Below are 23,868 nucleotides of genomic sequence, written 5' to 3' on the forward strand. Positions count from 1 at the left end.
TTTTCTGAATGTTCTAAAATAAATGTTAACAGTTTCATATAAAGCAACAAAAGAAATATATTCTAGTCTATTTCAAAAAAGACCTTTAAAAACCTCAAATCAGTCTATAAAATTAAATAAGTAATTTAACCTATAAATTCAAATTCCCCAGAAGTTAGCCTATATGTTGAATAGGCCATCTTCTCAAAAAGATACTATATATATTCAATCCATTTTCCACTAGTATATTTCACTTTTTTCCCTACTAAGATTTACATAACGGAGGTATAACATGACAAATAAAAAAGATATGCATTACATACTTGCTCTATATGGCATTCTTCTAGGATCTATAGTAGGAGCTACAGTCTGGTTATTTTTAGTCACAATAAATATTGGAATCCACTTTATTTGGGGATACTTACCTACTATCTTCTCTTCTCCCCCGTATTACACCATTTGTGTAACAACTATCGGTGGTATTCTTGTTGGTTTAACTCAAAAATACTTCGGTACATATCCACGCCTTATGCCGGAAGTAATGAGTGAATATAAAAAAACAGGTAGAATTGAATACCGTTTCGTACATAAAGCCACTTTAACTGCGATTATCGTTTTAATCTTTGGAGCTAGCTTAGGTCCTGAAGCAGCACTTGTTGGCATTATCGGTGGACTTTGTACATGGGTCGGGGATCGCTTTGCATTCGCCTTAAAAGGAATGAATGAACTAACAGAAGTTGGAATTGGTGCTACTTTAAGTGTAATTTTTAATGCGCCATTATTCGGTTATTTAGCTCCAAGTGAAAATGAGGGCGAGCAAATTAACGAATTCTCTAAAGGAAAAAAAGCAATTGTATATTTGGCTACCACTTTCGCTGGTTTTTCCGTTTATTTATTACTTAGTAAATTCGATAATCGTGGATCCTTTATCGTTGATTTCGGAGAAGGTTCTCTTTCTCTTAATGAATGGATTGCCTTTCTGCCACTTGCTAGTATTGGTGCTATAGTTGGATTCTTTTATTTCAAATTAGAATTTACATTAGAGAAATTCATTCACCCTTTTAGGGAATACAAACTGACGCTCGGAATTATCGGTGGTATTTTATTAGGAATTGCGGGAACTTTTCTTCCTTACACATTATTTTCAGGGGAACATCAATTAAAAGAATTAGTTGTTGAATGGAGCCATTTATCTTTTTGGATACTACTTCTTTCAGGGATTTTAAAGTTGTGCGTTACTGCCGTTTGCTTAAACACAGGGTGGCGAGGTGGACATATCTTCCCAATTATATTTTCTGGGTCAAGTATCGGATATGCTGTAGCATCTATTCTTCCTATAGACCCAGTAGCATCTGTTGCCATCGTAACGACAGCAATTTCAAGCTATGCATTAAGAAAACCAATTGCTATAACATTACTATTACTCATGTTTTTCCCGCTCAATTTACTCTTACCGATGCTTGGAGCGGCAGCGATTGGCAATGCATTTCCACTTCCTAAAAACAACGAAGCTACAAACGAATAAAAATAGGCAGTAGGGACAAAAGTTCCACTGCCTATTTTTATTACACATGTTGCTTCAATAGTGCGTGTAACTCCTCAAAATTTTGCACTTCATACGTTGGTACAATCTCGCTATGATTGGATTTTTTTTCTGGATTAAACCAACAAGTATCAATTCCCGCTACATATCCACCTTTAATATCAGCGCTTAACGAATCCCCAATAATGAGCCCTTCTTCAGGAGCAAAATTAGGAATGCGTTCGAATACATAATCAAAATACTCTTTCATCGGCTTTTGGAATCCTGTATCTTCAGAAACGAAAACATCTTGAAACAAGGCATGTAATCCTGCATTACGTAAACGTTTATCTTGCGTCTTAGAAATACCGTTTGTCACTATATATAAATCGTACTCACTTTGAATTTGATTTATAAATTCTAACGCACCTTGCATGAGCTGATTTCCTTCTTCTAAGTAGCTACGATAATTATTTTCGAATAATATCCCATCTACTTCTTCTCCATATCCTTTAAACAAAATCGAAAACCGTGTATTTACGACTTCATCGCGATTTATTTCACCTTCTTCAAAAGCATCCCAAAGATTTTTATTAATTTTTTTATATTGCGCTTCAATCTCGCTAGTTAGAGACATCCCTTTCTCTTCAAAAAGCATACGTAATGCCGCTTTTTCCGCCTTTTGAAAATCTAACAATGTATCATCTACATCGAATAATAATGTTTTATATTTTTTCATAAGCCCTTCACACTCTCTTTTCTACAAAAACAAATTTACGTAAATCGTATCATTCTTTCTTGTAAAAATAATAGGAGATATCTCATACTAAACATGAGGTGAAAACATGAAAGTCAGCAAAAATAGCGAAGAAATCTCTCATTACATACAAACTTACAACTTCCATACTCTTTTTTCTTTTGACATCTTACCGTATGCTGAACTACATTCCTTTCAGAAGAGCGAAAAGATATGTAATGAAGGGGTCGATGTTCCTTATCTTTATTACTTAATTTCTGGGAAAGCAAAAATATATATGAGTCACAAAAACGGAAAAATCTCCTTAATTAACTTTATTCAAGCATCTTCATTCATTGGGGAATTAGGATTAATTGGCGTAGAATCCGTTACGAAAACGGTGGAAGTAATTGAAGATTGCATGTGCTTAGCGCTTCCTCTTAAAGATTGTCAGCATCTTTTGTTACAAGATGTTATCTTTCTACAGAAACTATGCAAATTTATCGGCGAAAAAACAATTACCCGAACAGAAAGTTATGCCAAAAACAATAGTTATCCGTTCGAAAATCGATTAGCGGCGTTTATTCTATTAACAGAACAAAATAACAATTATACAGAAAAACATACCGAGGCTTCGGAATACTTAAATGTTAGCTACCGTCATCTTTTATACGTATTAAACCAGTTTTGCCAACAAAATTACTTGAGAAAAGATGGAAGAACCTATTACATACAAAATCGAATTCAGTTAGAAAAACTAGCTGATGAACTTAAAATATAAAAAAGTAGCATTAACGTTTACCTGTTAATGCTACTTTTTTCGAGTGACGATTTTATTTTTAATTAAAATTTGCTTGCTACTTTAGCTGCTTCTTCAAGACCAGCTGTAATGATTTCTTCTGCTTTATCTGGGAATTGGTTATGTCCTTCAATAACTACTGTTTCCATGTTTGTTGCGCCGAAGAAGCCCATCATGCTTGCTACATATTTAACAGCCATTTCTACTTCTGCTGCTGGACCTTCAGAATATACGCCACCACGTGCGTTTAATAATGCAATCTTCTTATCTCCAATTAGACCAACTGGACCTTCTGGCGTATATTTAAACGTTTTACCAGCACGGTTTAAATAATCAATATATGTGTGTAGTACCGCTGGAATCGTTAAGTTCCATAATGGGAAACCGAAAACGACTTTATCAGCTTCTAGGAATTGATTTAAGTACTTATCAGCAACTGCTACGGCCTTTGCTTCTTGTTCTGTTAAATCAAATCCTTTACCAGCTTTGAATGTACCATTAATCATATCTACGCCTACATATGGTAATTCTTCTTTATATAGATCAAGTTCTACTACTGTATCATTTGGATGTGCTTCTTTATAGTTCGCTAAAAACGCCTCGTATAATTTCACACTAACTGCTTGTTCCGCTGGGCGGTTGTTTGCTTTTACAAATAAAACTGTTGCCATTGTTTTTCCTCCTACTACTCACTCTTGTGTTGTTATATGCTTTCAAAAAAGGTATCCCTTGTAATTGTTGTTTTGTTGCTTACAAACATATTTTATCTTTATATCAAGACAATTTCGTCCTCACATAGACGTATTTTTCCATAAAAAAAGTCCACCTTCTAAAGGCGAACTAGGTCTTACGACTTTCGTCTTATACAATACCATTTTTCACTGCATATAATGCCGCTTGCGTACGATCAGATAAATGTAATTTACTCAAAATACTACTTACATGAGCTTTTACCGTTTTTTCTGTAATAACTAAAACAGAAGCGATTTCCTTGTTACTCATCCCTTTCGCTAATAGCTGCAATACTTCATTTTCTCTCGCTGTTAGCACATCTACTTGAATAGAGGGCTCTTCTTCCTTTTCTTCTACAGGTAATGTTTGAGAGAGAAGAGCATTTGCTATGTCCGGATGTAATTGAATATTACCTTTATATGCGCTTCGAATGGCCTCAACAAGCTGATCCGGTTCTACATCTTTTAAAATATACCCGCTTGCTCCAGCCCTTAATGCTGGTAACACATGTGCCTGATCAGAAAAGCTAGTTAATACAATCACTTTCACATCCGGATATTCTTTTTTAATACACGCTGTCGCCTCAACGCCATCCATTTCGGGCATATATAAATCCATTAGTACAACATCAGGATTCGTTTCCCCTACTTTCACTAGTGCCTCTTTCCCATTACTTGCTTCTCCAACTAACTCTATATCTTCCTGTGTACTTAAGAAAAATGCTAATCCTTTTAAAACGACTGTATGATCATCAACTAACAATACTTTTATTTTCACAAACTTCCCTCATTTTCACATCATAATGGTACGTTTACTTTTACACTTGTTCTTTTCTTATCACTTACAATTTTAATTGTTCCACCGACTAATTCTACTCTTTCTCGCATCGTAGTCATGCCAAGTGATTTCTTCTCTTTTATATCCTTTTCTACAAAGCCGTTTCCTTGATCGACTATTTCTAATGATACATTCTTCTCCGTCACTTTGAAATAAATCGTCGCTTCTCTAACATTTGCATGCTTACTTACATTATTTAAAGCTTCTTGTCCAATTCTCCATAGCGCTTCCTCTACTACGCGTGGCAAATCACGGACACCTGTAACTTGTTCTCGAATTTTCAAACCCAAACTTTCCCCATATTGCTTTAAAGCCGGTAATAATCCTTTCTCTAAACCCGCTGGACGTAGTTGCCAAATTAACGTCCTCATTTCTTTTAAAGCTCCTTGCGCTAGTTCACGCATGTCATGCAAAGATCGATCCACTTTTTCGTTTTGACCTTTTAAAACCGCCTCAGCGCCTTTTGTCATAAAAGTTAACGAAAATAGCTTTTGTGAGACAGAGTCATGTAAGTCCCTTGCTAATCGATTTCTTTCTTCCATTCGTACGAGTTCACGTCGTTGCTCATTTAACCTTAAATTTTCTATCACGAAAGAAATATGATTTGTTATTGCTTGAAGTACATCTAACGTATTTACATCAAATTCACCATTATTTGAACTAACACATAAAACACCAAATATGTGAGTTTGAATCTGTATTGGGGTGGCAATAACCGTCCTATTAGAGGCTACCTTATGACTGATTTGATTGTTTAATAAAATAGGTTCACCTTTTTCTAACGCTTCTTTCGCTGCTTCTTTTATATCCTCCTGCCATTCTTCCTGGCAATAAGATGCCCGCAAGGATAATTCTTTCTCTTCCCTAATAAAGAACGCGACTTGATTCCACTGAAACACTTCACCTAATTGATTTACAACTTTTTCAGGTAATATATTAAATTGATGAATCGTTCTTAAAACTTGAATAAATCGTTCTAATTTCACATAATAATGCGCTCTTCGCTTTTCATTTTCATATAACTTTGCTCGTTTTAAAGCTGTTCCAATTTGGAAAGCAACTGCTTGAAGCAATACTAATTCTTCTTCTGAAAAATGTGTTTTACCTGGGCTTGCCACATTTAACAAACCAAATTTCTCTCCTCCAGCCTTTAAAGGAACAGTAGCATGATGAAGAATTCCTTCTGTATCTCCCCAATTATATTCAATTGCATTATTAATTCTTTTACATTCAATGATATTAACAGCTCGCTCTAGTTTTCCTTCCACAAAGCCACGTAAACACCAACATTCCCCTTCACACATCGGGCGTTTGTTTTCATATGTAAGTGCCTCTGGTAATTGATAATCAATTAATTTTGTATATCTACCATTTTCATCCGCAAGAAATATCCATCCTGTCGTTAAACCTGTTACACTAAGTAATTTTTCTAGCACTGCTTGCAATACATGATATGTATCATTTGATGTATTTAGTGTTTCTGCAATTTCTTTTAATATAACTAATTCATTTGTACGATTCTCTTGAAACATAATTCGTCTCCTACATACAAGATTTTACATAGTCCCTAACATAAATCATCTACTTTTCACTTTGTACTTATTCGTAACATTGATATAATGGTGAAAACATAGTTTTCATTATATCACCTGAGGGGGCTTTTCATAATGACATTAAATAAAGCACTTACTATCGCTGGTTCTGACACAAGTGGCGGTGCTGGTATACAAGCAGATTTAAAAACATTCCAAGAACTTGGTGTGTACGGAATGACATCACTTACGACAATCGTAACAATGGATCCACATAACGGTTGGGCACATAACGTATTCCCAATCCCAGCTTCTACATTAAAACCACAATTAGAAACGACAATTGAGGGCGTTGGCGTAGATGCTTTAAAAACAGGTATGCTTGGATCAGTAGAAATTATTGAAATGGTTGCAGAAACAATCGAAAAACATAATTTCAAAAATGTAGTAGTTGACCCTGTTATGGTATGTAAAGGTGCTGATGAAGCATTACATCCTGAAACGAATGATTGCTTACGTGACGTTCTTGTTCCAAAGGCATTAGTTGTAACACCAAACTTATTTGAAGCTTACCAATTAAGTGGCGTAAAGATTAATTCTCTTGAAGACATGAAAGAAGCAGCGAAAAAGATCCACGCTTTAGGTGCGAAATACGTCCTAATTAAAGGCGGTAGCAAGCTTGGTACGGAAACTGCAATCGACGTCCTATATGATGGAGAAACATTCGACCTTCTAGAATCAGAAAAAATTGATACGACAAATACACACGGCGCAGGTTGTACATATTCTGCTGCAATTACAGCAGAACTTGCAAAAGGAAAACCTGTGAAAGAAGCAGTAAAAACTGCTAAAGAATTTATCACAGCTGCTATCCGTTATTCATTCAAGATCAACGAATACGTAGGCCCAACACATCACGGTGCATATCGCAAATTCGTTGTATCAAAAGAACTTGTCTAACTAAACGAAAACACCCACAGAGTTCATATATTCCCTCTCTGTGGGTGTTTTTTATAAGCTCTTCTGGTCATCTTACCTTTAAGATGCAGAACTGACCTGATTTCTACCATTTCTTTTGGAATAATATAATGCATCATCAGCAGCTTGAATAAATTGCTCTGGTGATTGTTCATATACTGAAATTCCTACTGAAACTGTAATTTTTATTTTTGTTCCATCTAACAATTGGAATGAATGTTTTTCAACAGCTACACGAACTTGTTCCCCCATATGCATTCCGTAAGCTAATCCCTTCTGTGGTATCAGAAGCGCGAACTCCTCTCCACCCTTTCGAAAAGCCAAATCTGGAAACGGTGAAATTTCTCTTAAAATACAACCTATTTGTTTTAACACTTCGTCTCCTGCAGGATGCCCGTACGTATCGTTTACAGACTTGAAGTGATCAATATCTATAAATAGTAAACAAAGTGAATCATTTTTCGTGCGCCTATTACCAATATGATGATTCATTTCTAAATCAAACTGCCTTACGTTTCCTAAACCTGTCAATGCATCTATCGTTGCATATTGCTTCATCTTTTGAAATAACTCATTGGATTGCAATACATAATTTGCGCTTATAAATGTGATATATGCCGCTACACTACTACAAACTAAATATAATGCTACTATAGACATATCTTTAAATAATATAGAAAGTGGCACTATTAAAATAGATAAACTATATACATTAAACCAGATCCACCTTGTAAATATAGAAGCTTTCATACGCCAAATAAAAATAATTCCAACACCTATCAATACAATAGTATAACAAGCCAATTCAGAGGCTAAAGAGTACTCGGTTAAAAATAATCGGGTAATTAAAATAATAGTAACTGTTATACTACTAGCTATCGGACCTCCAATTATAATTGCCAAAATAACAGCTAAATAGCGTAGATCTAACATAATATCCCCAATATGTACGCCAAAGTACATCAACAGTACACTTAATATTCCAGTAAAAATACCTACTACACATTTCTGCCAAAAAGAGAACTCTTCTTTTAACGGTTTATCTCTTAAAAGCTGACCTCCAATAAAAATAAAGGAAAGAATAATTGTTGTGTTTACAAATAAGTCCCTTAACATAAAATAATCTCCCTACTTTTCTATCTATCCCTTTCCTTATTTTATTGTATACGAAATCCCTATAATTCCCAAAGACTTTTATTTATTTTTTGCTGTTCCACGTGAAACAGCAAAAAAATAAAAAGGACGAAAATTCGTCCTTCTCATTAACAACAGCGTGATATCTTTCCACCCTTTGCATTAAATCTAGCTTCTTGCGCTTCTGCAAAAAATTGTTTTTGACATAAAACTTCTTCTTCTGGATGATGCTTTTTCATATGCTCTACATATGTTTCATAGCTTGGTACCCCAACAAGTAAACTAATGAAGTGTTTCCTTTGTCCCCATACTTGCCGTAGTCTTTTAAGCATAGTTCCTCGACTCACTTTCATCTCTAGGGATATATGGTGCCTCTTTTAGCGGCATCGGCTTATTTCTTAATACTTGAATCCAAATTCGAATTGCAGAAATTAATACAGCGATTACAACTACCATAAAAATCCCGCAAAGTGCCGCATCAATATAATCATTGAAAATAATTTGCTTCATTTGAGCGACATTTTTAGCTGGCGCTAACACTTTCCCCTCATCTAATGCTCCTTGAAACACCTTTGCGTGGGATAGAAATCCTATTTTAGGGTTTTCATGAAATAGCTTTTGATAACCAGCCGTCATCGTTACAATAAGCAATCCGACAGTTGGAATAAGCGTCACCCAAACATATGCCTTTTTTCCCATTTTGAACAAAATCGTCGTTCCAAGTAATAATGCAATACCTGCTAACATTTGATTTGCAATACCGAAAAGTGGCCATAATGTATTAATTCCACCAAGTGGATCAACTACCCCTTGATATAAGAAATAGCCCCATCCTAATACACATAACGTTGTAGCTATTACATTCGCTAATGTAGAATCCGTTTTCCCAAATGGCTTATATACATGCCCTAAAATATCTTGAATCATAAATCGACCTACACGCGTTCCAGCATCAATCGTTGTTAAAATGAATAGCGCTTCAAAGAGAATCGCAAAATGATACCAAAATGCCATCATGGCCGTTCCACCTATTACTTGTGAGAAAATATATGCCATACCTATCGCTAACGTTGGTGCACCACCTGTACGTGATAAAATCGTTTGCTCTCCAACGTTTACAGCGAGATCTTTTAATTCATTTGGTGTAATAGCAAATCCCCATGAAGAAATAACTTGAGCTGCCTGCGAGACATCTGTACCGATAAGTGCTGCGGGACTATTAATTGCAAAATACGTTCCCGGTGTTAATACACAAGCTGCAATCATCGCCATCGCCGCTACAAACGACTCCATTAACATTGCTCCATAACCGATTGGCTGTGCGTGTCCTTCTTGCTCAATCATCTTCGGCGTCGTACCTGATGAAACGAGGGCATGGAATCCAGACACTGCACCACAAGCAATAGTAATAAATAAGAACGGGAATAAGTTTCCAGAGAACACAGGACCAGTTCCATCAATAAATTTCGAAACTGCTGGCATTTGTAAATCTGGTGCTACAATTAAAATACCGATTGCTAATCCTACAATTGTTCCGACTTTTAAAAATGTACTTAAATAATCACGTGGTGCTAAAAGCATCCAAACTGGTAATGCCGATGCGATAAATCCATATACAATAAGCATAATAGCAATTGTTTCTCCGCTAAACGTGAACATGCTTGCAAGTGCTGGATTTTCCGCTACATACTGCCCTCCAATAAGAGATAGTATAAGTAGAATAATTCCGATTACTGATCCCTCACCAACCCGTCCAGGTCTAATGTAGCGCATATATACTCCCATCAAAATAGCAATAGGAATCGTTGCCGCTATCGTAAACATTCCCCAAGGGCTTCCGACAAGCGCCTTTACTACTACTAATGCTAATACTGCTAATAAAATAATCATTATGCCTAAAATACCGATCATTGCAATAAGTCCTGTAACAGGACCAATCTCATCTTTAATCATTTCACCGAGAGATTTACCATTACGTCTCATCGAAGCAAATAAAATAACAAAATCTTGCACAGCTCCAGCGACAACTACTCCAACAATAATCCATATTGTCCCTGGTAAATATCCCATTTGCGCCGCCAAAATCGGTCCTACTAAAGGCCCAGCCCCAGCAATTGCTGCAAAATGATGCCCAAATAATACCCATTTATTTGTCGGAACATAATCTTTTCCATCATTTAATGTATGGGCTGGCGTTTGCCGATTATTATCTAAACCGAATACCTTTCTCGCTATAAATCTACTATAAAAGCGATAAGCAACGGCATACACACATACCGCAGCGACTAAGAGCCATACAGCATTAATAGTTTCACCTTGTGATAAAGCTATCACACCAAAAGCACCTGCTCCTACTGCTGCAATAACGCCCCAAAGTAAAATCGACTTCAATGTTCTCACATACAATCCCCCCAATACTATTTCTTAGTGGGATTGTACTAAATTTTCTGAATATTTAATTTGAATCCTCCCTATCATGAAGGATTTTTAGTTTATCATGTTAAAAAATTCGCATTATCTACTATAATTCAATTTTATTTCGAAGTCGTTTCACATAATTACGACTAACTGGAATCGGCTGTTCATCATATTTATCTAAATACAGATTATATGTGCCATTATAGTAAGGCTTTAACTCCTGTACATATGACATATTAATTAAATAACTTTTATGCACACGTAAAAAATCATATGCATTTAGCTTATTTTCCAGCTCCTGAAGTGTATATGTTGAAATATACTGATTATTTGTTGTATAAATTGAAACTGTTTTGTTTTCCTTATTTTTGCTTACATATACAATATCTTCAGGGAAAATATACCGAATTCCTTCTTGACCTTCTATCGGTAGTTTTCGCAAATAACTCTTTGCTTTCTCCCCTTGCTCTTTACCCATTCTATATAAAAGGAATTGCAAATCTTCTTCGCGAAATGGGCGTAATAAATAATAAAACGCTTGAAAACGAAATGCTGTAATGGACTCTTCTATATCTTCACCCATAAAAATAAATTTCGCATAACAATTTACTTCCCGTAATAAATTCGCATATTCAAAGCCAGTTCCATCCATTAATTTTGAGTTTAAAAAAACAAAATCTGGTGTATGCTTTTTCATGATAAATAGTGATTCTGTTCCCATACTTGCTTCAAAACATTCTACATTCCTTATATTTTCAGTAAATTTTTCAGCTAAACTTCTTCGCTCTTCTGCTTCTTCCATGATCAGTAAAATTTTCATTTCTTCAACCACCTAATTCTTTTGTCCGTATGTCCTGTTGTATACATTCGCTTTTATAAGGAACATTCCCTTTTTCTTACTATACCATTATTTATCTAAAAAAACAGAAAAAAGGAAACCTTTACGGATCCCCTTCCATTTTATTCCACTATTTGGAATCAGTAAAACTCACACTTCAAGATTGGCTGAATGTAAAGAAATAAAGTGCAAGTCTTACTGCCATGATACGAGCCGATAATTAGTGAAAGAATAGACCCTCACCGATTAAAATTTCACCCTATGCTAACTCTCGTTGTTTCGTTTCTTGCCCAAGTATAATTACAGCAAATACGCCTATTAAAATTGATCCACAGAAAATCGTAAATATTAATGATAGTGAAGCCTGTGAAGCAACTAAATATCCTACTAATAGCGGCCCAAGAATACCACCAATACGACCAAATGCTGCTGCCATCCCTGCACCTGTCCCACGAATAACTGTTGGATATTGTTCAGGTGTATAAGCATATAATGCACCCCAAGCACCTAAATTAAAGAAGGATAGTAACATGCCTGCTACGATTAGTACTGTTAATGACTCTGCCACTCCAAACAAGTAAGCACTGCACGCTGTACCGATCAAATACGTAACTAAAACAAACTTACGACCAAGACGTTCAATAAACCAAGCAGCAGTGAAATACCCTGGCAATTGAGCTAACGTCATGATAAGTACGTATTGGAAACTTTTTATTAAACTAAACCCTTTTAATACCATTACACTAGGTAACCAAAGGAACATCCCATAATAGGAAAAGACAACAGAAAACCATAGAATCCATAACATAATTGTTGCCCTACGATATTCCCCAGACCAAACTGACTTTATATTTTCGATAACAGATGGTCTTTTTTCAACCTTTTGGAATCTCGGAGAATCTGGTAAATTCCATCTTAAATATAAAGCATATAGTGCCGGAACCGCACTCAATACCATCGCCACTTCCCAACCATATTTTGGGATAACAAAATACGAGATAAGAGCTGCAATTAGCCATCCACCTGCCCAAAAACTTTCTAATAGCACAACTATTCTGCCACGTTCATGTGCTTCAACGCTCTCTGATACTAATGTAGAAGCAACTGGAAGTTCTCCACCTAGCCCCATACCAATTAAAAATCGTAAAACAAGGAACATCGCAAGCGTCGTCGTTAAAGCCGTTAAACCACTACCGATAGAAAATAATAATAATGTAATAATAAAGACTGATTTCCGTCCTATTTTATCTGATAGTATTCCAAAAACGAGCGCTCCGACTGCCATACCAATTGAATTAATGCTGCCTATCCAGCCCATTTCTTGCGTACTTAATCCCCAATCTTTTTGCAATGCTACCATTACAAATGAAAGCATTCCAACATCCATTGCATCAAATAACCATCCAAGCCCTGCTATACCAAGTAGCTTTCGCTTCGAAATTTCTTTCACCTTGCTCACAAGAAGTCCTCCTTACACAGCTGTCTTTACACATCATTTTACATGTGTGTATTGTATAAGTAAAATACTTTCGTGTAAAAAAATTCTCCTTCATCATTCCCAAAAAGTAAAATACTTATCCGACTATTTGAGGACAGTAAAACCTCCATCTCAAATTTAAGATGGAGTAAGGAGGTTAAATTAAAAATGGACAAATAAAAAAGTAGCGATATTCCGCTACTTTTTTAAACGCATGACTTCTTTTAAAAATTCCGCTAATACTAACTGACGGCGCCAACGCGTTGGATTGCTACACAATCTATAAAACCACTCTAAATGGATCGCTTGAATCCATTTTGGTGCACGTTTTACCTCCCCAGCCCATACGTCTAAACTTCCGCCTACTCCAACAGCCATTTTCGTTTCTAAACGATGCTTATTCGTTTGGATGAAGTTCTCTTGTCTCGGGAAACCAAGTGCAACAAGCAATAAGTCTGGTTTTGCCTTTTGAATACGAGAAACAATATTCTCTTCTTCTTCTTGTTTAAAATATCCATCTTGTATACCCACAATAGATACAGCTGAATACGTCTTCGTTAAATGATCTGCTGCAGCTTGTACAACATGTGGTTTTGCACCAAGTAAGAAAACAGATACTGGTTTATTCTCTTCTGATAGCTTCGCAAATAAATTACACATTAAATCAAAACCTGCTACACGTTCCTTTAAAGGTGTGCCCAGCATACCACTTGCTTTTACAACTCCAATACCGTCAGGTGTAATTAAATCTGTATTTAATAATGTTTTATGGAATGTTTCATCTTTTTTTGCACACATAACAATTTCAGGATTTGCTGTTACTACCTGAAAAGTATGAGTTCGCTCCAATTCTAGTTGTCCCTTCAAATATTGGATTGTTTCATCCATTGTCATTGTAGAAAAAGGAACACCTAGAATATCAACCGTTTTTACTTCCATGATTAACTATCCTCTCTATTTCAGTAAAAGTTTTTTATATGCATTATAAGTATCTTCATACAAATTCTTTAGCGAGAAATGAGTAGATGCGTGATTATATAAACGATTTCCCATCGCTTCTAATTCACCATTCAACCATTTTTCATAAGCATTTGCTAATGCATTCGTTAACGAGTCTGCATCACCAATCGGTACAATCCATCCATACGTATCATCAACTATTAACTTTTTCATATCGCCTACATTTGTTGCAATAGAGGTTAAGCGTTGATTAGCCGCTTCTAATAAAACAAGAGGGAAACTTTCGCTATAAGAGGTTAACAAATTAATGTGTGCAGATGCATATAATTCTTTTGAATCTGTACGAAAACCTAGAAACATTACTTTATCCTCTAAGCCCTTTTGTTTCACCATCTCTTTTAATTCTGCTTCTATAGGACCATCACCAAGCAAGAGTACCTTTATATTTGGAATTTTAATTTTTTGTAACGCTTCAAATAAAATATCATGACCTTTAACAGGATGAAGACGTGCTACTTGAATGGCTGTAAATACTCCTTCATCGATGCCAAATTTACTCTTATCATAAGGTTTTGCGGGATTACAATCATACTCAATTCCATTATAAACCGTACAAATCTTCTCTTCTGGTACACCTAGTTTTATTATGTTTCTCTTAAAGTTCTCCGTAATTGCAAAGAACAAATCTACCTTCCTGAAAGAACGTAAATTTAATTTCGTAAATATCCATCCTTTTAATCCCCTCTTCATAAAATCCAAAGTTGGATCACTGTGGACAGTCATTATCCATTTTGCTTTTATACCTTTTTTCAAGAGGGAGAGATAGAAATTTGCTCGTGCGCCATGTGTATGCACAATGTCAAATTGATTTTCATTAATAAATGCTTTTATTTTTGAAAGAATTGATAGGTCGTACCGAGATGATTGGGTAAAAACATGCACTTGAATACCAAGGTTTCTCGCCTCTCTAGCAATCGCACCTTCTTCAAATACCATTAATTCCACTTCTTCCTTTGAAAATTGAGATAAAAGTGAAATAATATGTGTTTTCCCCCCACCTTCTTCTGCACCAGCATTCATATGCAACACTTTCATTTCTTACATCCCCCATTTTTTTCTTTTTATTTACTATAACAAAATAAAAGCTAACATATGCTAGCTTTTATTTTTCTATCATTCAATTTCCAGGTCAACTATTAAATATGCCATGATTACTACTAAGTAGAAACTCACTCCAGGTGCCATTAAAATATGACCAGCTATGAATGAGATACCTAATCCGAGAAGTATCGCTGCAATTACCATTGCATATTTCACAGTAAATATTTGTTTAAATTTAGTAAATATACATGCAATAAATTTAATACCAAAGTATAAGAATGGAATTACAAGTAAAATGAACCCTATGATTCCGAAAGAATAGAACCAATCATGGAAGTCACGTTCAATTAATTTCGGCTGTTCTTTATAGTTACCTGCATAACCCATTCCTAATAATTTTTGAGACATTGGGGCTTCATTATAGAAATCTTTATACATTTGTTCAAATAGTTGACGCCCACTAAAAATAAGCGCTTGCGTTTCTTCTTTTTTCTCCGCTACTTTTTCTTTTTCTTTCTCTTTTTCTTTTTCTTGTTCTGTCACAGGAGGTTTGTGTTCTTTAGCTTCCTCCTTCTTTTTCTCTTCCTTTTTCGCACTCTGTTCTTGTTCAATTAATTGGAAATGGAATCCCATATTTTTCATAAATGGTGAAAAAGGTGTATATGCCAATATGCCTACAAATACAGTCATTGCAAGAAAACCATTTAATAAATAGGCATGTTTCTTTCCATCTTTACGTTGTGTAAATGCTTGAATAAAGCACATAACAACTGCGATAGCCATTGATCCAAAGATTGCTCCTACGCCAACCTTTGTCCCAATTGCAAATAGTGAATAAACAACTAAAATTGAAGGAATCCAATAGTACGCTTTACCTATACTTTTTGTTTTTTCAATTGAGTATAAAATAACAATTGGACACATGATAGCTAAAATAGATCCTAGCTCATTACCTGCATAAAACCAACCGCGTGATCCTAACTTTACCCATTCATAACTATTATAATCTGTGCCAGTAGTAATCGAAGCTACCATTACTACTCCTATAATTAGCGATGCATACGTAATATAGTTAAGCATTTTCGAATGACTTTTTTCTTTTAAAGACTTAAACACAAACACATAACAAGTAAGCATAACAAACGGATATAAAGCTTTTGCTATAAACTTAATTTCTTCTGTAAGTACCATAGGATTTTTTGTAAGCTTATTATTTACCAATCCGATAGTAAAGACTATTCCTACTAAGATTATATACAATATATATTTTATATTTCCTTGTTTCTTCGTTTGAATTAAAATATATATCCCGCTTAGGAACATAACGAATAAGCGTGTAATAACTCCAATGGTCGTATCAATTTTTAAAACCATGATACAGAACGCTGTAAGCAAATCTAAAATTGGTTGCAACAAAATAAAGATTAGTAGAAAATTTTCAAATTTATTACTTTTACTATTTTCGCTTAACATCTAGAACCTCCATAACTATTACCTAATTTCAATCTATACAGTTAATATTTTTTTCTCATCTCAAATATTTATTATAACATATATTTTTTAATTAAACGCCTCACATTTCTACCCCAACCTTACCTTTCAAAAAAAGATTATTTGTATTTTCAAGCGCTTTCTTTCCTCATTTTTTCTTTTTTTCTACATGTAACGAAAATGCATTGTTATTTACATAACTTTAGTGTATATTTTTTCTCTGGAACATCTTTAGGAGGAAGGGATTACAGCAATGTTATTAATCGACATATTTACGTTTCTTGGCATTATCGCCGCTGCTATTTCTGGTACATTAGTTGGTTTAAAAAAAGATTTAGATTTATTCGGTGTCCTTTGTTTAGCTGTAGCTACTGCGCTCGGCGGCGGTATTATTCGTGATATTATGATCGGTAACCTGCCTCCTGTCGCATTTGTTAAACCTATTTACTTTTTCGTAAGTGTACTATCAGCACTATTTACTTGTATGTTTTTTGAACGTATCAATAAACTGCAAGTCGTTATTATGCTTTCTGATGCTGTTGGCTTAGGGGTTTTTACAGCTATTGGTGCAAATGCGGCAATGTCACATCATGTTGACGCCTCGTTTCTAGTCGTTTCAATGGGAGTCATTACAGGTATTGGAGGCGGTATTTTGCGTGACATTTGCGCTCAAGATATCCCCTACGTCTTCCGAAAAGAGATTTACGCAATCGCTTCTATTTTAGGAGCAATTAGTTTCCTAATCACATATGCAATGGGGGCACACGTATTAGCTTTCTATGTTTGTTTATTAGTAACATTCATTATTCGTGTTGTCACTGTAATATATAATGTACATTTCCCAGTTTTCTTTAAAACACATGCTAAAATTAATAAAGGCCATTAAGAGAATTCTACATAGAATTCTCTTAATTTATATACTATTCTACACACTAATGTAGAGTAATTGTATATAAAAATATATAATTATATTGTAACCAAAAAATGAAAACGCTTTACATACAGGGGGAAGAACAATGCTTGGGGTTTTTAAAAAACATACAAATAAAACAAACGCCAGTATACTTGAATTAAGTAAGGATCAACAAATCACTTTTAACGTGCCTACTAATTCTGAACTGAAGATTCAAATGGATATGCTACATATTTCGAAAGAAGATTTACAAATCGTAAAGGTACTACAGCCCTTTATTTATGAAGAAATTGATTGGATTACGGAAAAATTCTATGCCAACATTACAAAACAGCCTAATCTAATTACTATTATTGAACGTTATAGCTCCGTTCCAAAATTAAAGCAAACTTTAAAAACACATATAAAAGAATTATTCAGCGGAGATATGCACGAAGATTTTATTGAACAACGTGTTAGAATTGCCAAAAGACACGTACAAATTGGTTTACATAGAAAATGGTATACAGCTGCTTATCAAGAATTATTCCGCTCTATCATGAAGATTTTAAAAACGAAAATTACAACAATTGACGATTTTTCTTATTCTATAAACGTAATAAACAAATTATTCACCCTTGAACAAGAACTCGTTCTTGCGGCCTATGAATCTGAATATGAAAGAATGCAAAAAGAACTTGAAAAAGAAAAAAAACTAACAGCTATGACCATTACACATATTGCAACAGAATTAGCCTCTGTATCTGAAAAAACGAGCGCTTCTATTCAACAGTTAACCGCTAAATCTGAAACTATTGTAGAAATTGCCAAAACAGGTACATCATTAGCTACAACATCAGAAGAAAAAGCGAATAAAGGTAAGGAACAATTAAATCAGCAAAATAAACGAATGGAATACATTCAAGCGAACATGGAAACGATTATTACAGATACTCATGAACTTCTCGATATTTCTAACAAAATTAACGAAATTATAGATATTGTAAAATCAATTGCAGAGCAAACAAATCTACTTGCACTAAATGCTGCTATTGAATCTGCACGTGCTGGGGAGTTTGGCAAGGGATTTTCTGTTGTAGCTGGAGAAATTCGAAAGTTATCAGAGCAAACGAAAGAATCTATATTCAACGTTACAAAGCTCGTTGAAAAAACAAATGAACAAATTATTCGTGTCTCTTCTTCGGTGAAACAAATTAGCTCCCTCGTATCTGAAGGAACGGATGGTATGTCTGCAACAGATCAATACTTCCAAGAAATTGTAAAAGACATGTCTAACTCAAAAGAACAGAATAAAAAAATTGAAAATGAATTAGAAACCATTTCACAAGTAATGAAAGGAATTCAAGATGATTCCTCAAAAATGGCTCTAACAGCTGATAGTTTACAACTGGAACTGAACCGATAGAGCGATTATATCAGTAGAGATTCTTTCTCTCTGCTGACTCTTAGTCTTCATCTTCCATCCATAAAAAAAGAATCCAATTTGGATTCTTTTTATTTTCTGAAGAATATTTTTTGACAATACACATAGCTCATATAAACACCAAAGCTTTGCAAAATAAACAATGCCGGCACAATAAGACTATAATATGCCATATCGACTTGGAAGAGTCTTACCAATACGTATCCGCTAATTAACAATAAGAACAACATATATCCTTCGTTTTGTTGTTTCTTAATAAGAAAGTGTAATAAGGCGATAGACATAAACAATGTTACCGCTATATATATAAGTTTTTCACATTTAAATAGAATAGAATGTATTCCTTCATCTGAGAATTGATTAGTTACTGGTTTTAAAAGTTTAAATCTTTCTTCTTCCATCTCTTTTACCTTTTGATCAATATGTTCTGTTACGCTTTGATTCTTAGTTATTTTTTCCTCATTTTTACCTTTTCCAATTAAAACAGATTGCACATACGTTTCGTTTGAAAGCGTATATTGTGACATTCCCATTGTCTGAATTCCATAACTCACTCCAAAATGAGCACTATAAAATAGAATAAGTATCCCTATCATCTTTAATAATACCTTTTGCTTCATTGCCGATTGAAAGAATTCAATTACCAACACGTATATAGCAATAAAAATAGGAAGAAATAACCCCATTGGAAAAATCATATTACTACATGCAAATAAAATTGCTGAAAGCACCCACATATAAGGATGATCTAAACCTTTATATAAAAGTATGTAACAAGCCAAATAAAATAAAAATATGGCGAGCGATTCTGATGTTAATAAGGAACTCATAAATATATTTGGTATATATAAAACGTAAAATACAGACGCAATACGGCCACATTCTTCTCCAAAAACCATTGCTGCAATACGATAAATGAAAAATGCAGTCCCTGTGCAAAATAAAATATTAAATAACTGTAATGCGAATACTGTATCGCCAAATATACGAATGATAATGGATTCATAAATAATAAAAGGTAACTGCGTTACATTCTCTACGCTATTACCAATTGCAACCTGCTTTGCAGACTCAAACATAGCTTTCATATCACCGATTATCGGAACGTCTACAAATAAAACCATACTAAGTCTCACGACTATAGATGTACCAATAAGAAAACCAAGAAATTGTTTATCTGTAAAACGATACTGTAAAATCGATGCCACTAACAGCATGAGAATAACGAAAATAACCAATACGATTGTTACACTTGTTGTACTGTCTCCAAAAAATTGTTTACTTACTTCAAATGCAGACCAACAACTATAAACAAAAAATGCGAGCATCGCACCAATCATTATTTTACTGAAAAAAGACGAAAAATTTGTTTGTATATGATTCATATTTCCATTGCACCTCTATTTCCATTCATAACAAAACGATTCTATCATGAATAGGTGCACAGCTGATAGGGAATTTCTATGACAAATACAGAGTCCTAATTTTTTCACTTGCAATGTAAGCGAATCCTCTTTTACACTACATTTTATATATGATAAATTTTCTTTCAGTTACATGAATACAAATACAGAAGTTTTGCTAACTCTCTTCTGGAATTCTTTACTTCATTTAAATATCTATAGATTTTTAATATTTTTGTACTCCACTTACAAGACATGTCATTCTGATTGAAAACAGAAAATAGGGGCTGACCATATGGAAAAGAAATTCATGCGAGAATCCAAAGCAATTAAAACAACACGTGTTTTTCCGAATGATTTAAATAATCATCAAACACTTTTCGGAGGAAAATTATTAGCAGAAATTGATAGCATCGCTTCAATTGCAGCTGCAAGGCATAGTCGTAAACATTGCGTAACAGCATCTATCGATTCTGTTGATTTTTTAACTCCAATTCACCAAGCTGATTCTGTTTGTTACGAAGCATTCGTATGTTATACAGGAAAATCTTCAATGGAAGTGTTCGTAAAAGTAATTGCAGAGAATTTATTAGCAGGGGAACGTAGAATAGCCGCAACATGTTTCATTACATTCGTTGCATTAAAAGATGGAAAACCTTCTTCTGTTCCACAAGTATTACCCGAAACGGAAGAAGAACATTGGCTACACACAACTGGTGCTGAACGTGCAGAAAGTAGAAAAAAAGGGCGTGTAAAAAGCAAGGAAATGGCTGAAGTTCTAACTTTAAGTAAACCTTGGAGTATGTAGGCCTTCACCATTAAGACATCTTCTGAGCGAATAACAATCATGTATTCGCTCATTTTTTATAAACAACTTCCCACCTTCATACAACCATTACTCCTTTTCACACATACTATGTAATATTTTTATACATATCCGTTCGCTATTAACTTTTTCTAATTGATAAAATCTCATTTATAATACGGTTCTATCCTATCAATAGTTGCTTTACAAAGTTTATGTAGGGTACACTTATACGGGTGATTAACAAAACAATTTAAGGATTTGTAAATCGTGTAGAAAACACCTTACACTTCATTATATTGAAAGAATTAACTGTAGTTAAAAAACCTTACTATGACATAGCAAGTATTTTAATTAAATTGGATTATTTTAATGGAAAGGTGAAATTATGCAGAAATCAATTGCTTCAAATATTTTTTATAAAATACTGCTCAATACGTTTAATATTATCCTTCCAATTTTAGTTGGCCCTTACGCATATCGAACGTTAGGAGCAACTTCAATCGGAACCGTTAATCTTGCTGAAACTTTTTTCAATTACTTCTTCGTGTTCGCCGTATTTGGTGTATATCAATATGGTTTACGTGAAATTAGCTTAATTAAAAACGATAAAAAGAAAGTTTCTAAGTTATTTACAAGTCTTTATGTAATTAACTTCACAACTAGTATTTTGGCTTTATCAGGCTTTATGCTCTTTAGTTATATTGGATATGGACATCAAAGTCTATTTCCTGTTCTTCTTATTTTCGGTTTTAATTTTATATCTAACATGTTTTATGTAGAATGGTTCAATGAGGCATATGAAAATTATGACTTTATCACTAAAAAAACAGTTATCGTTCGATTAATCTATGTCGTACTTCTTTTCTCTTTGATTCATGGGGTTGACGATTACAAAACATATGCTGGTTTATTAGTATTATCAACATTTTTAAACCACTCTATTAGCTTTATATATGTGAAACGCCAAGTGAAATTTGATTTTTCCGACTTAACGATTATTCCTCATTTAAAACCGTTACTATTAGTCTTGATTTTTTCAAATGCTAATATTTTATATACTCAATTAGATCGTCTTGTTTTAGGAGTATATGTTGGAAAGGAAGAAGTCGCATATTACGTAATGGCTTTTCAAATTATGATGATTATTAATACACTTATGTTAAGTGTTGTACAAGTAACCGTTCCAAGACTGTCTTACTTATCAGGAAATGCATCTGAAATGGAGTATGAATCTTTACTAAATAAAATTTCAAAAGTATATTTCATTACCCTATTCCCTGCTGCAATCGGTTTAATGCTCATTGCTCATGGAGCTGTTGTCATTTACGGTGGACAAGATTTTGCTGCGGCTGGTAATACATTAATTGTTTTCGCCTTCTATATGATTACAGTTGGTATTGAGTCCATTTTATCGAATCAAATTATTTATGTGAAAAAGAAAGAAAGCATTTTAGTGCGATTTTTATTCATTTGCGGATTTATCAACTTGGCATCTAATATTGCGCTCATATTCTTCCATGTACTTACACCAACAACAGCGATTTTCACAACAACAATTGCGAATTGTTTCTTAATCACATTTGAATATATTTATGTGAAAAAGAAACTAAAAGTGAATTATACGTTATTCGATATACAAAAACTTAAATATCTATTTTATTCATTAACATTTATACCGATAGCATTCGTTATTGATATGATTGTATCTGGACAAATACTACAAGTTATTCTAGTAATAATAACTTGTGGATTAACGTATGCCCTTATCCTCTTTATAACAAAGGATGAAATTCTCTTTTCACTACTTGAAAAGATACTAGCACGATTCAAAAAAGCTTAAACGCAATCTCTAAAAGGAGCTGTTAAACTTGAAATTTTCTTTAATCATGGCTACTTGTGGCAGACGTGATGATATTCTTGACTTACTAAAATCACTTGAACAACAAACTTACAAAAACTTTGAACTGATCGTAGTAGATCAAAATGATACGCCAATCTCTGATTTATTTGATGAATATAAAGATAAATTTTCTATTAATTACATCTATACACCTATTAAAGGACTATCGAGAGCTCGCAATGCAGGTTTAAAAGTAGCAGATGGCGACTTCATCGCTTTTCCAGATGATGATTGTATTTATGAAACAAACGTTTTAGAAAGCATATTAGAAACTTTCAACTCTAATAAAGATGTTCATTTCATCTCAACAAATACGACAAATGTCGAAGGAACGGGTTCTTTAATACACGCACCGAATACAGACATTATTTTAAATAATAAGTATGGATTCATGGGACCTTCTTTCACACTATTCTTCACAAAGCAATTTGTACAAGATGTAGGTACATTTGATGAAGACTTAGGTGTTGGTTCTGGAACGATTTATGGAGCTGGTGAAGAAACTGATTTTGTACTACGCGGTATGAAACAAAATTATACTGGTTTATTTAGAAAAGACCTGTTCGTATACCATCCTGTAAAAGAGGAAGTTATTAATGAACAATCATTAAAACGTGCCATTTCTTATGCTGGTGGTTTTGGTCGGGTTATTCGCTTACACTATGGATTCCCTTATTTCTTGCGTGCTGTCGCTGCCGCAACATTCCGTATGACACAAAATATTTCTAATGATAAGCGCAAATTCCATGCAAATCGCTTACGAGGAATTGTTCGTGGATATTTAAAATAAAAAATAAGGTGTAACCACTTATATGAAATGGTTACACCTTATTTTTATTTCTCTCGCATCACAGCAATCCGTCATCCTTTTGTAATCGCATACCCTA

Annotated in this window: 21 protein-coding genes and 1 pseudogene; 9 read left to right on the forward strand and 13 right to left on the reverse strand. The window is 34.2% G+C overall.

Annotation, left to right across the window (positions count from 1 at the left end; translation table 11 throughout):
* Nucleotides 1–271 precede the first annotated feature (271 nt).
* Complete coding sequence (locus AC2CGR_RS21830; protein ID WP_131101207.1) at nucleotides 272–1,504, forward strand: chloride channel protein; 1,233 nt, start codon at nucleotides 272–274, stop codon at nucleotides 1,502–1,504.
* Between the two features lie 40 nt (nucleotides 1,505–1,544).
* Here AC2CGR_RS21830 and AC2CGR_RS21835 read toward each other — a convergent pair whose 3' ends face one another.
* Nucleotides 1,545–2,240, reverse strand: a complete 696-nt coding sequence (locus AC2CGR_RS21835) for a YjjG family noncanonical pyrimidine nucleotidase (protein WP_087968502.1) — start codon at nucleotides 2,238–2,240, stop codon at nucleotides 1,545–1,547.
* Nucleotides 2,241–2,346: 106 nt separating this feature from the next.
* On the opposite strand from AC2CGR_RS21835, the gene AC2CGR_RS21840 reads away from it, so the two are divergent.
* Nucleotides 2,347–3,018: a transcriptional regulator YeiL gene (locus AC2CGR_RS21840; RefSeq protein ID WP_087968503.1), complete on the forward strand. Its 672-nt coding sequence runs from the start codon at nucleotides 2,347–2,349 to the stop codon at nucleotides 3,016–3,018.
* Between the two features lie 62 nt (nucleotides 3,019–3,080).
* Here the strand turns inward: AC2CGR_RS21840 and AC2CGR_RS21845 are convergent, their stop codons facing one another.
* The 3 genes from AC2CGR_RS21845 to AC2CGR_RS21855 all read right to left on the reverse strand — a co-directional run bounded on the left by AC2CGR_RS21845 (nucleotide 3,081) and on the right by AC2CGR_RS21855 (nucleotide 6,137).
* Nucleotides 3,081–3,707 carry an FMN-dependent NADH-azoreductase gene (locus AC2CGR_RS21845; RefSeq protein ID WP_029441135.1) on the reverse strand — a complete coding sequence of 209 codons (627 nt, stop codon included), beginning with the start codon at nucleotides 3,705–3,707 and terminating at the stop codon, nucleotides 3,081–3,083.
* 190 nt (nucleotides 3,708–3,897) lie between these two features.
* Nucleotides 3,898–4,545: a response regulator gene (locus AC2CGR_RS21850; RefSeq protein ID WP_000695789.1), complete on the reverse strand. Its 648-nt coding sequence runs from the start codon at nucleotides 4,543–4,545 to the stop codon at nucleotides 3,898–3,900.
* A 20-nt stretch (nucleotides 4,546–4,565) separates the two neighbouring features.
* The gene (locus AC2CGR_RS21855; RefSeq protein ID WP_270184631.1) at nucleotides 4,566–6,137 is read right to left on the reverse strand and encodes a GAF domain-containing sensor histidine kinase; all 1,572 of its coding nucleotides are present in this window, start codon (nucleotides 6,135–6,137) and stop codon (nucleotides 4,566–4,568) included.
* A 135-nt stretch (nucleotides 6,138–6,272) separates the two neighbouring features.
* Here AC2CGR_RS21855 and pdxK point away from each other — a divergent pair, with 135 nt between their 5' ends.
* Entirely contained in the window at nucleotides 6,273–7,097 is an 825-nt protein-coding gene (pdxK, locus tag AC2CGR_RS21860; protein WP_000174252.1) for a pyridoxine/pyridoxal/pyridoxamine kinase, read from the forward strand.
* Between the two features lie 78 nt (nucleotides 7,098–7,175).
* Here pdxK and AC2CGR_RS21865 read toward each other — a convergent pair whose 3' ends face one another.
* The 8 genes from AC2CGR_RS21865 to AC2CGR_RS21900 all read right to left on the reverse strand — a co-directional run bounded on the left by AC2CGR_RS21865 (nucleotide 7,176) and on the right by AC2CGR_RS21900 (nucleotide 16,516).
* The gene (locus AC2CGR_RS21865; RefSeq protein ID WP_087968505.1) at nucleotides 7,176–8,231 is read right to left on the reverse strand and encodes a GGDEF domain-containing protein; all 1,056 of its coding nucleotides are present in this window, start codon (nucleotides 8,229–8,231) and stop codon (nucleotides 7,176–7,178) included.
* 146 nt (nucleotides 8,232–8,377) lie between these two features.
* Nucleotides 8,378–8,581 carry a YbdD/YjiX family protein gene (locus tag AC2CGR_RS21870; RefSeq protein WP_000919823.1) on the reverse strand — a complete coding sequence of 68 codons (204 nt, stop codon included), beginning with the start codon at nucleotides 8,579–8,581 and terminating at the stop codon, nucleotides 8,378–8,380.
* Complete coding sequence (cstA, locus tag AC2CGR_RS21875; RefSeq protein ID WP_061687851.1) at nucleotides 8,574–10,649, reverse strand: carbon starvation protein CstA; 2,076 nt, start codon at nucleotides 10,647–10,649, stop codon at nucleotides 8,574–8,576. Before cstA ends, AC2CGR_RS21870 begins: the two co-directional genes overlap by 8 nt.
* Before the next feature lie 121 nt (nucleotides 10,650–10,770).
* On the reverse strand, nucleotides 10,771–11,487 hold the full coding sequence (locus AC2CGR_RS21880; protein WP_029440336.1) for a LytR/AlgR family response regulator transcription factor: 717 nt from the start codon (nucleotides 11,485–11,487) through the stop codon (nucleotides 10,771–10,773).
* Between the two features lie 277 nt (nucleotides 11,488–11,764).
* Complete coding sequence (locus tag AC2CGR_RS21885) at nucleotides 11,765–12,964, reverse strand: MFS transporter (protein WP_087968508.1); 1,200 nt, start codon at nucleotides 12,962–12,964, stop codon at nucleotides 11,765–11,767.
* A gap of 216 nt (nucleotides 12,965–13,180) precedes the next feature.
* Nucleotides 13,181–13,921 carry a WecB/TagA/CpsF family glycosyltransferase gene (locus AC2CGR_RS21890; protein WP_000453368.1) on the reverse strand — a complete coding sequence of 247 codons (741 nt, stop codon included), beginning with the start codon at nucleotides 13,919–13,921 and terminating at the stop codon, nucleotides 13,181–13,183.
* A 15-nt stretch (nucleotides 13,922–13,936) separates the two neighbouring features.
* A complete protein-coding gene (locus AC2CGR_RS21895) occupies nucleotides 13,937–15,037 on the reverse strand; it encodes a glycosyltransferase family 4 protein (RefSeq protein WP_484481141.1) in 1,101 nt (366 codons plus the stop codon).
* 78 nt (nucleotides 15,038–15,115) lie between these two features.
* Nucleotides 15,116–16,516, reverse strand: coding sequence for an O-antigen ligase family protein (locus AC2CGR_RS21900; RefSeq protein WP_087968510.1), 1,401 nt, complete (start codon nucleotides 16,514–16,516; stop codon nucleotides 15,116–15,118).
* 271 nt (nucleotides 16,517–16,787) lie between these two features.
* Here AC2CGR_RS21900 and AC2CGR_RS21905 point away from each other — a divergent pair, with 271 nt between their 5' ends.
* The 3 genes and pseudogenes from AC2CGR_RS21905 to AC2CGR_RS21915 all read left to right on the forward strand — a co-directional run bounded on the left by AC2CGR_RS21905 (nucleotide 16,788) and on the right by AC2CGR_RS21915 (nucleotide 18,852).
* Nucleotides 16,788–17,420: a trimeric intracellular cation channel family protein gene (locus tag AC2CGR_RS21905; protein ID WP_000924376.1), complete on the forward strand. Its 633-nt coding sequence runs from the start codon at nucleotides 16,788–16,790 to the stop codon at nucleotides 17,418–17,420.
* 250 nt (nucleotides 17,421–17,670) lie between these two features.
* Nucleotides 17,671–18,048, forward strand: a pseudogene (locus tag AC2CGR_RS21910) (protoglobin family protein); the annotation flags it as partial.
* Nucleotides 18,046–18,852, forward strand: coding sequence for a methyl-accepting chemotaxis protein (locus tag AC2CGR_RS21915; RefSeq protein ID WP_481748783.1), 807 nt, complete (start codon nucleotides 18,046–18,048; stop codon nucleotides 18,850–18,852). The pseudogene AC2CGR_RS21910 and the gene AC2CGR_RS21915, both read left to right, overlap by 3 nt.
* A gap of 89 nt (nucleotides 18,853–18,941) precedes the next feature.
* Here AC2CGR_RS21915 and AC2CGR_RS21920 read toward each other — a convergent pair whose 3' ends face one another.
* A complete protein-coding gene (locus tag AC2CGR_RS21920; RefSeq protein WP_087968512.1) occupies nucleotides 18,942–20,255 on the reverse strand; it encodes an ArnT family glycosyltransferase in 1,314 nt (437 codons plus the stop codon).
* Nucleotides 20,256–20,568: 313 nt separating this feature from the next.
* On the opposite strand from AC2CGR_RS21920, the gene AC2CGR_RS21925 reads away from it, so the two are divergent.
* The 3 genes from AC2CGR_RS21925 (at nucleotide 20,569) to AC2CGR_RS21935 (ending at nucleotide 23,771) form a co-directional block, all read left to right on the forward strand.
* On the forward strand, nucleotides 20,569–21,081 hold the full coding sequence (locus tag AC2CGR_RS21925) for an acyl-CoA thioesterase (RefSeq protein WP_000412133.1): 513 nt from the start codon (nucleotides 20,569–20,571) through the stop codon (nucleotides 21,079–21,081).
* A gap of 385 nt (nucleotides 21,082–21,466) precedes the next feature.
* Nucleotides 21,467–22,921 carry an oligosaccharide flippase family protein gene (locus tag AC2CGR_RS21930; RefSeq protein ID WP_087968513.1) on the forward strand — a complete coding sequence of 485 codons (1,455 nt, stop codon included), beginning with the start codon at nucleotides 21,467–21,469 and terminating at the stop codon, nucleotides 22,919–22,921.
* Between the two features lie 28 nt (nucleotides 22,922–22,949).
* Entirely contained in the window at nucleotides 22,950–23,771 is an 822-nt protein-coding gene (locus tag AC2CGR_RS21935) for a glycosyltransferase family 2 protein (protein ID WP_087968514.1), read from the forward strand.
* Nucleotides 23,772–23,868 lie beyond the last annotated feature (97 nt).

This window comes from Bacillus sp. LSHTCR4 (assembly GCF_057197025.1).

What these genes read in the sequence shown, in the direction of transcription:
- AC2CGR_RS21900 (WP_087968510.1), bottom strand. Translation starts at nt 16,516, where the DNA reads ATGTTAAGCGAAAATAGTAAAAGTAATAAATTTGAAAATTTTCTACTA.
- AC2CGR_RS21870 (WP_000919823.1), bottom strand. Translation starts at nt 8,581, where the DNA reads ATGCTTAAAAGACTACGGCAAGTATGGGGACAAAGGAAACACTTCATT.
- AC2CGR_RS21895 (WP_484481141.1), bottom strand. Translation starts at nt 15,037, where the DNA reads ATGAAAGTGTTGCATATGAATGCTGGTGCAGAAGAAGGTGGGGGGAAA.
- AC2CGR_RS21840 (WP_087968503.1), top strand. Translation starts at nt 2,347, where the DNA reads ATGAAAGTCAGCAAAAATAGCGAAGAAATCTCTCATTACATACAAACT.
- AC2CGR_RS21830 (WP_131101207.1), top strand. Translation starts at nt 272, where the DNA reads ATGACAAATAAAAAAGATATGCATTACATACTTGCTCTATATGGCATT.
- AC2CGR_RS21890 (WP_000453368.1), bottom strand. Translation starts at nt 13,921, where the DNA reads ATGGAAGTAAAAACGGTTGATATTCTAGGTGTTCCTTTTTCTACAATG.
- AC2CGR_RS21930 (WP_087968513.1), top strand. Translation starts at nt 21,467, where the DNA reads ATGCAGAAATCAATTGCTTCAAATATTTTTTATAAAATACTGCTCAAT.
- AC2CGR_RS21925 (WP_000412133.1), top strand. Translation starts at nt 20,569, where the DNA reads ATGGAAAAGAAATTCATGCGAGAATCCAAAGCAATTAAAACAACACGT.
- pdxK (WP_000174252.1), top strand. Translation starts at nt 6,273, where the DNA reads ATGACATTAAATAAAGCACTTACTATCGCTGGTTCTGACACAAGTGGC.
- AC2CGR_RS21845 (WP_029441135.1), bottom strand. Translation starts at nt 3,707, where the DNA reads ATGGCAACAGTTTTATTTGTAAAAGCAAACAACCGCCCAGCGGAACAA.
- AC2CGR_RS21855 (WP_270184631.1), bottom strand. Translation starts at nt 6,137, where the DNA reads ATGTTTCAAGAGAATCGTACAAATGAATTAGTTATATTAAAAGAAATT.
- AC2CGR_RS21920 (WP_087968512.1), bottom strand. Translation starts at nt 20,255, where the DNA reads ATGAATCATATACAAACAAATTTTTCGTCTTTTTTCAGTAAAATAATG.
- AC2CGR_RS21880 (WP_029440336.1), bottom strand. Translation starts at nt 11,487, where the DNA reads ATGAAAATTTTACTGATCATGGAAGAAGCAGAAGAGCGAAGAAGTTTA.
- AC2CGR_RS21865 (WP_087968505.1), bottom strand. Translation starts at nt 8,231, where the DNA reads ATGTTAAGGGACTTATTTGTAAACACAACAATTATTCTTTCCTTTATT.
- AC2CGR_RS21905 (WP_000924376.1), top strand. Translation starts at nt 16,788, where the DNA reads ATGTTATTAATCGACATATTTACGTTTCTTGGCATTATCGCCGCTGCT.
- AC2CGR_RS21835 (WP_087968502.1), bottom strand. Translation starts at nt 2,240, where the DNA reads ATGAAAAAATATAAAACATTATTATTCGATGTAGATGATACATTGTTA.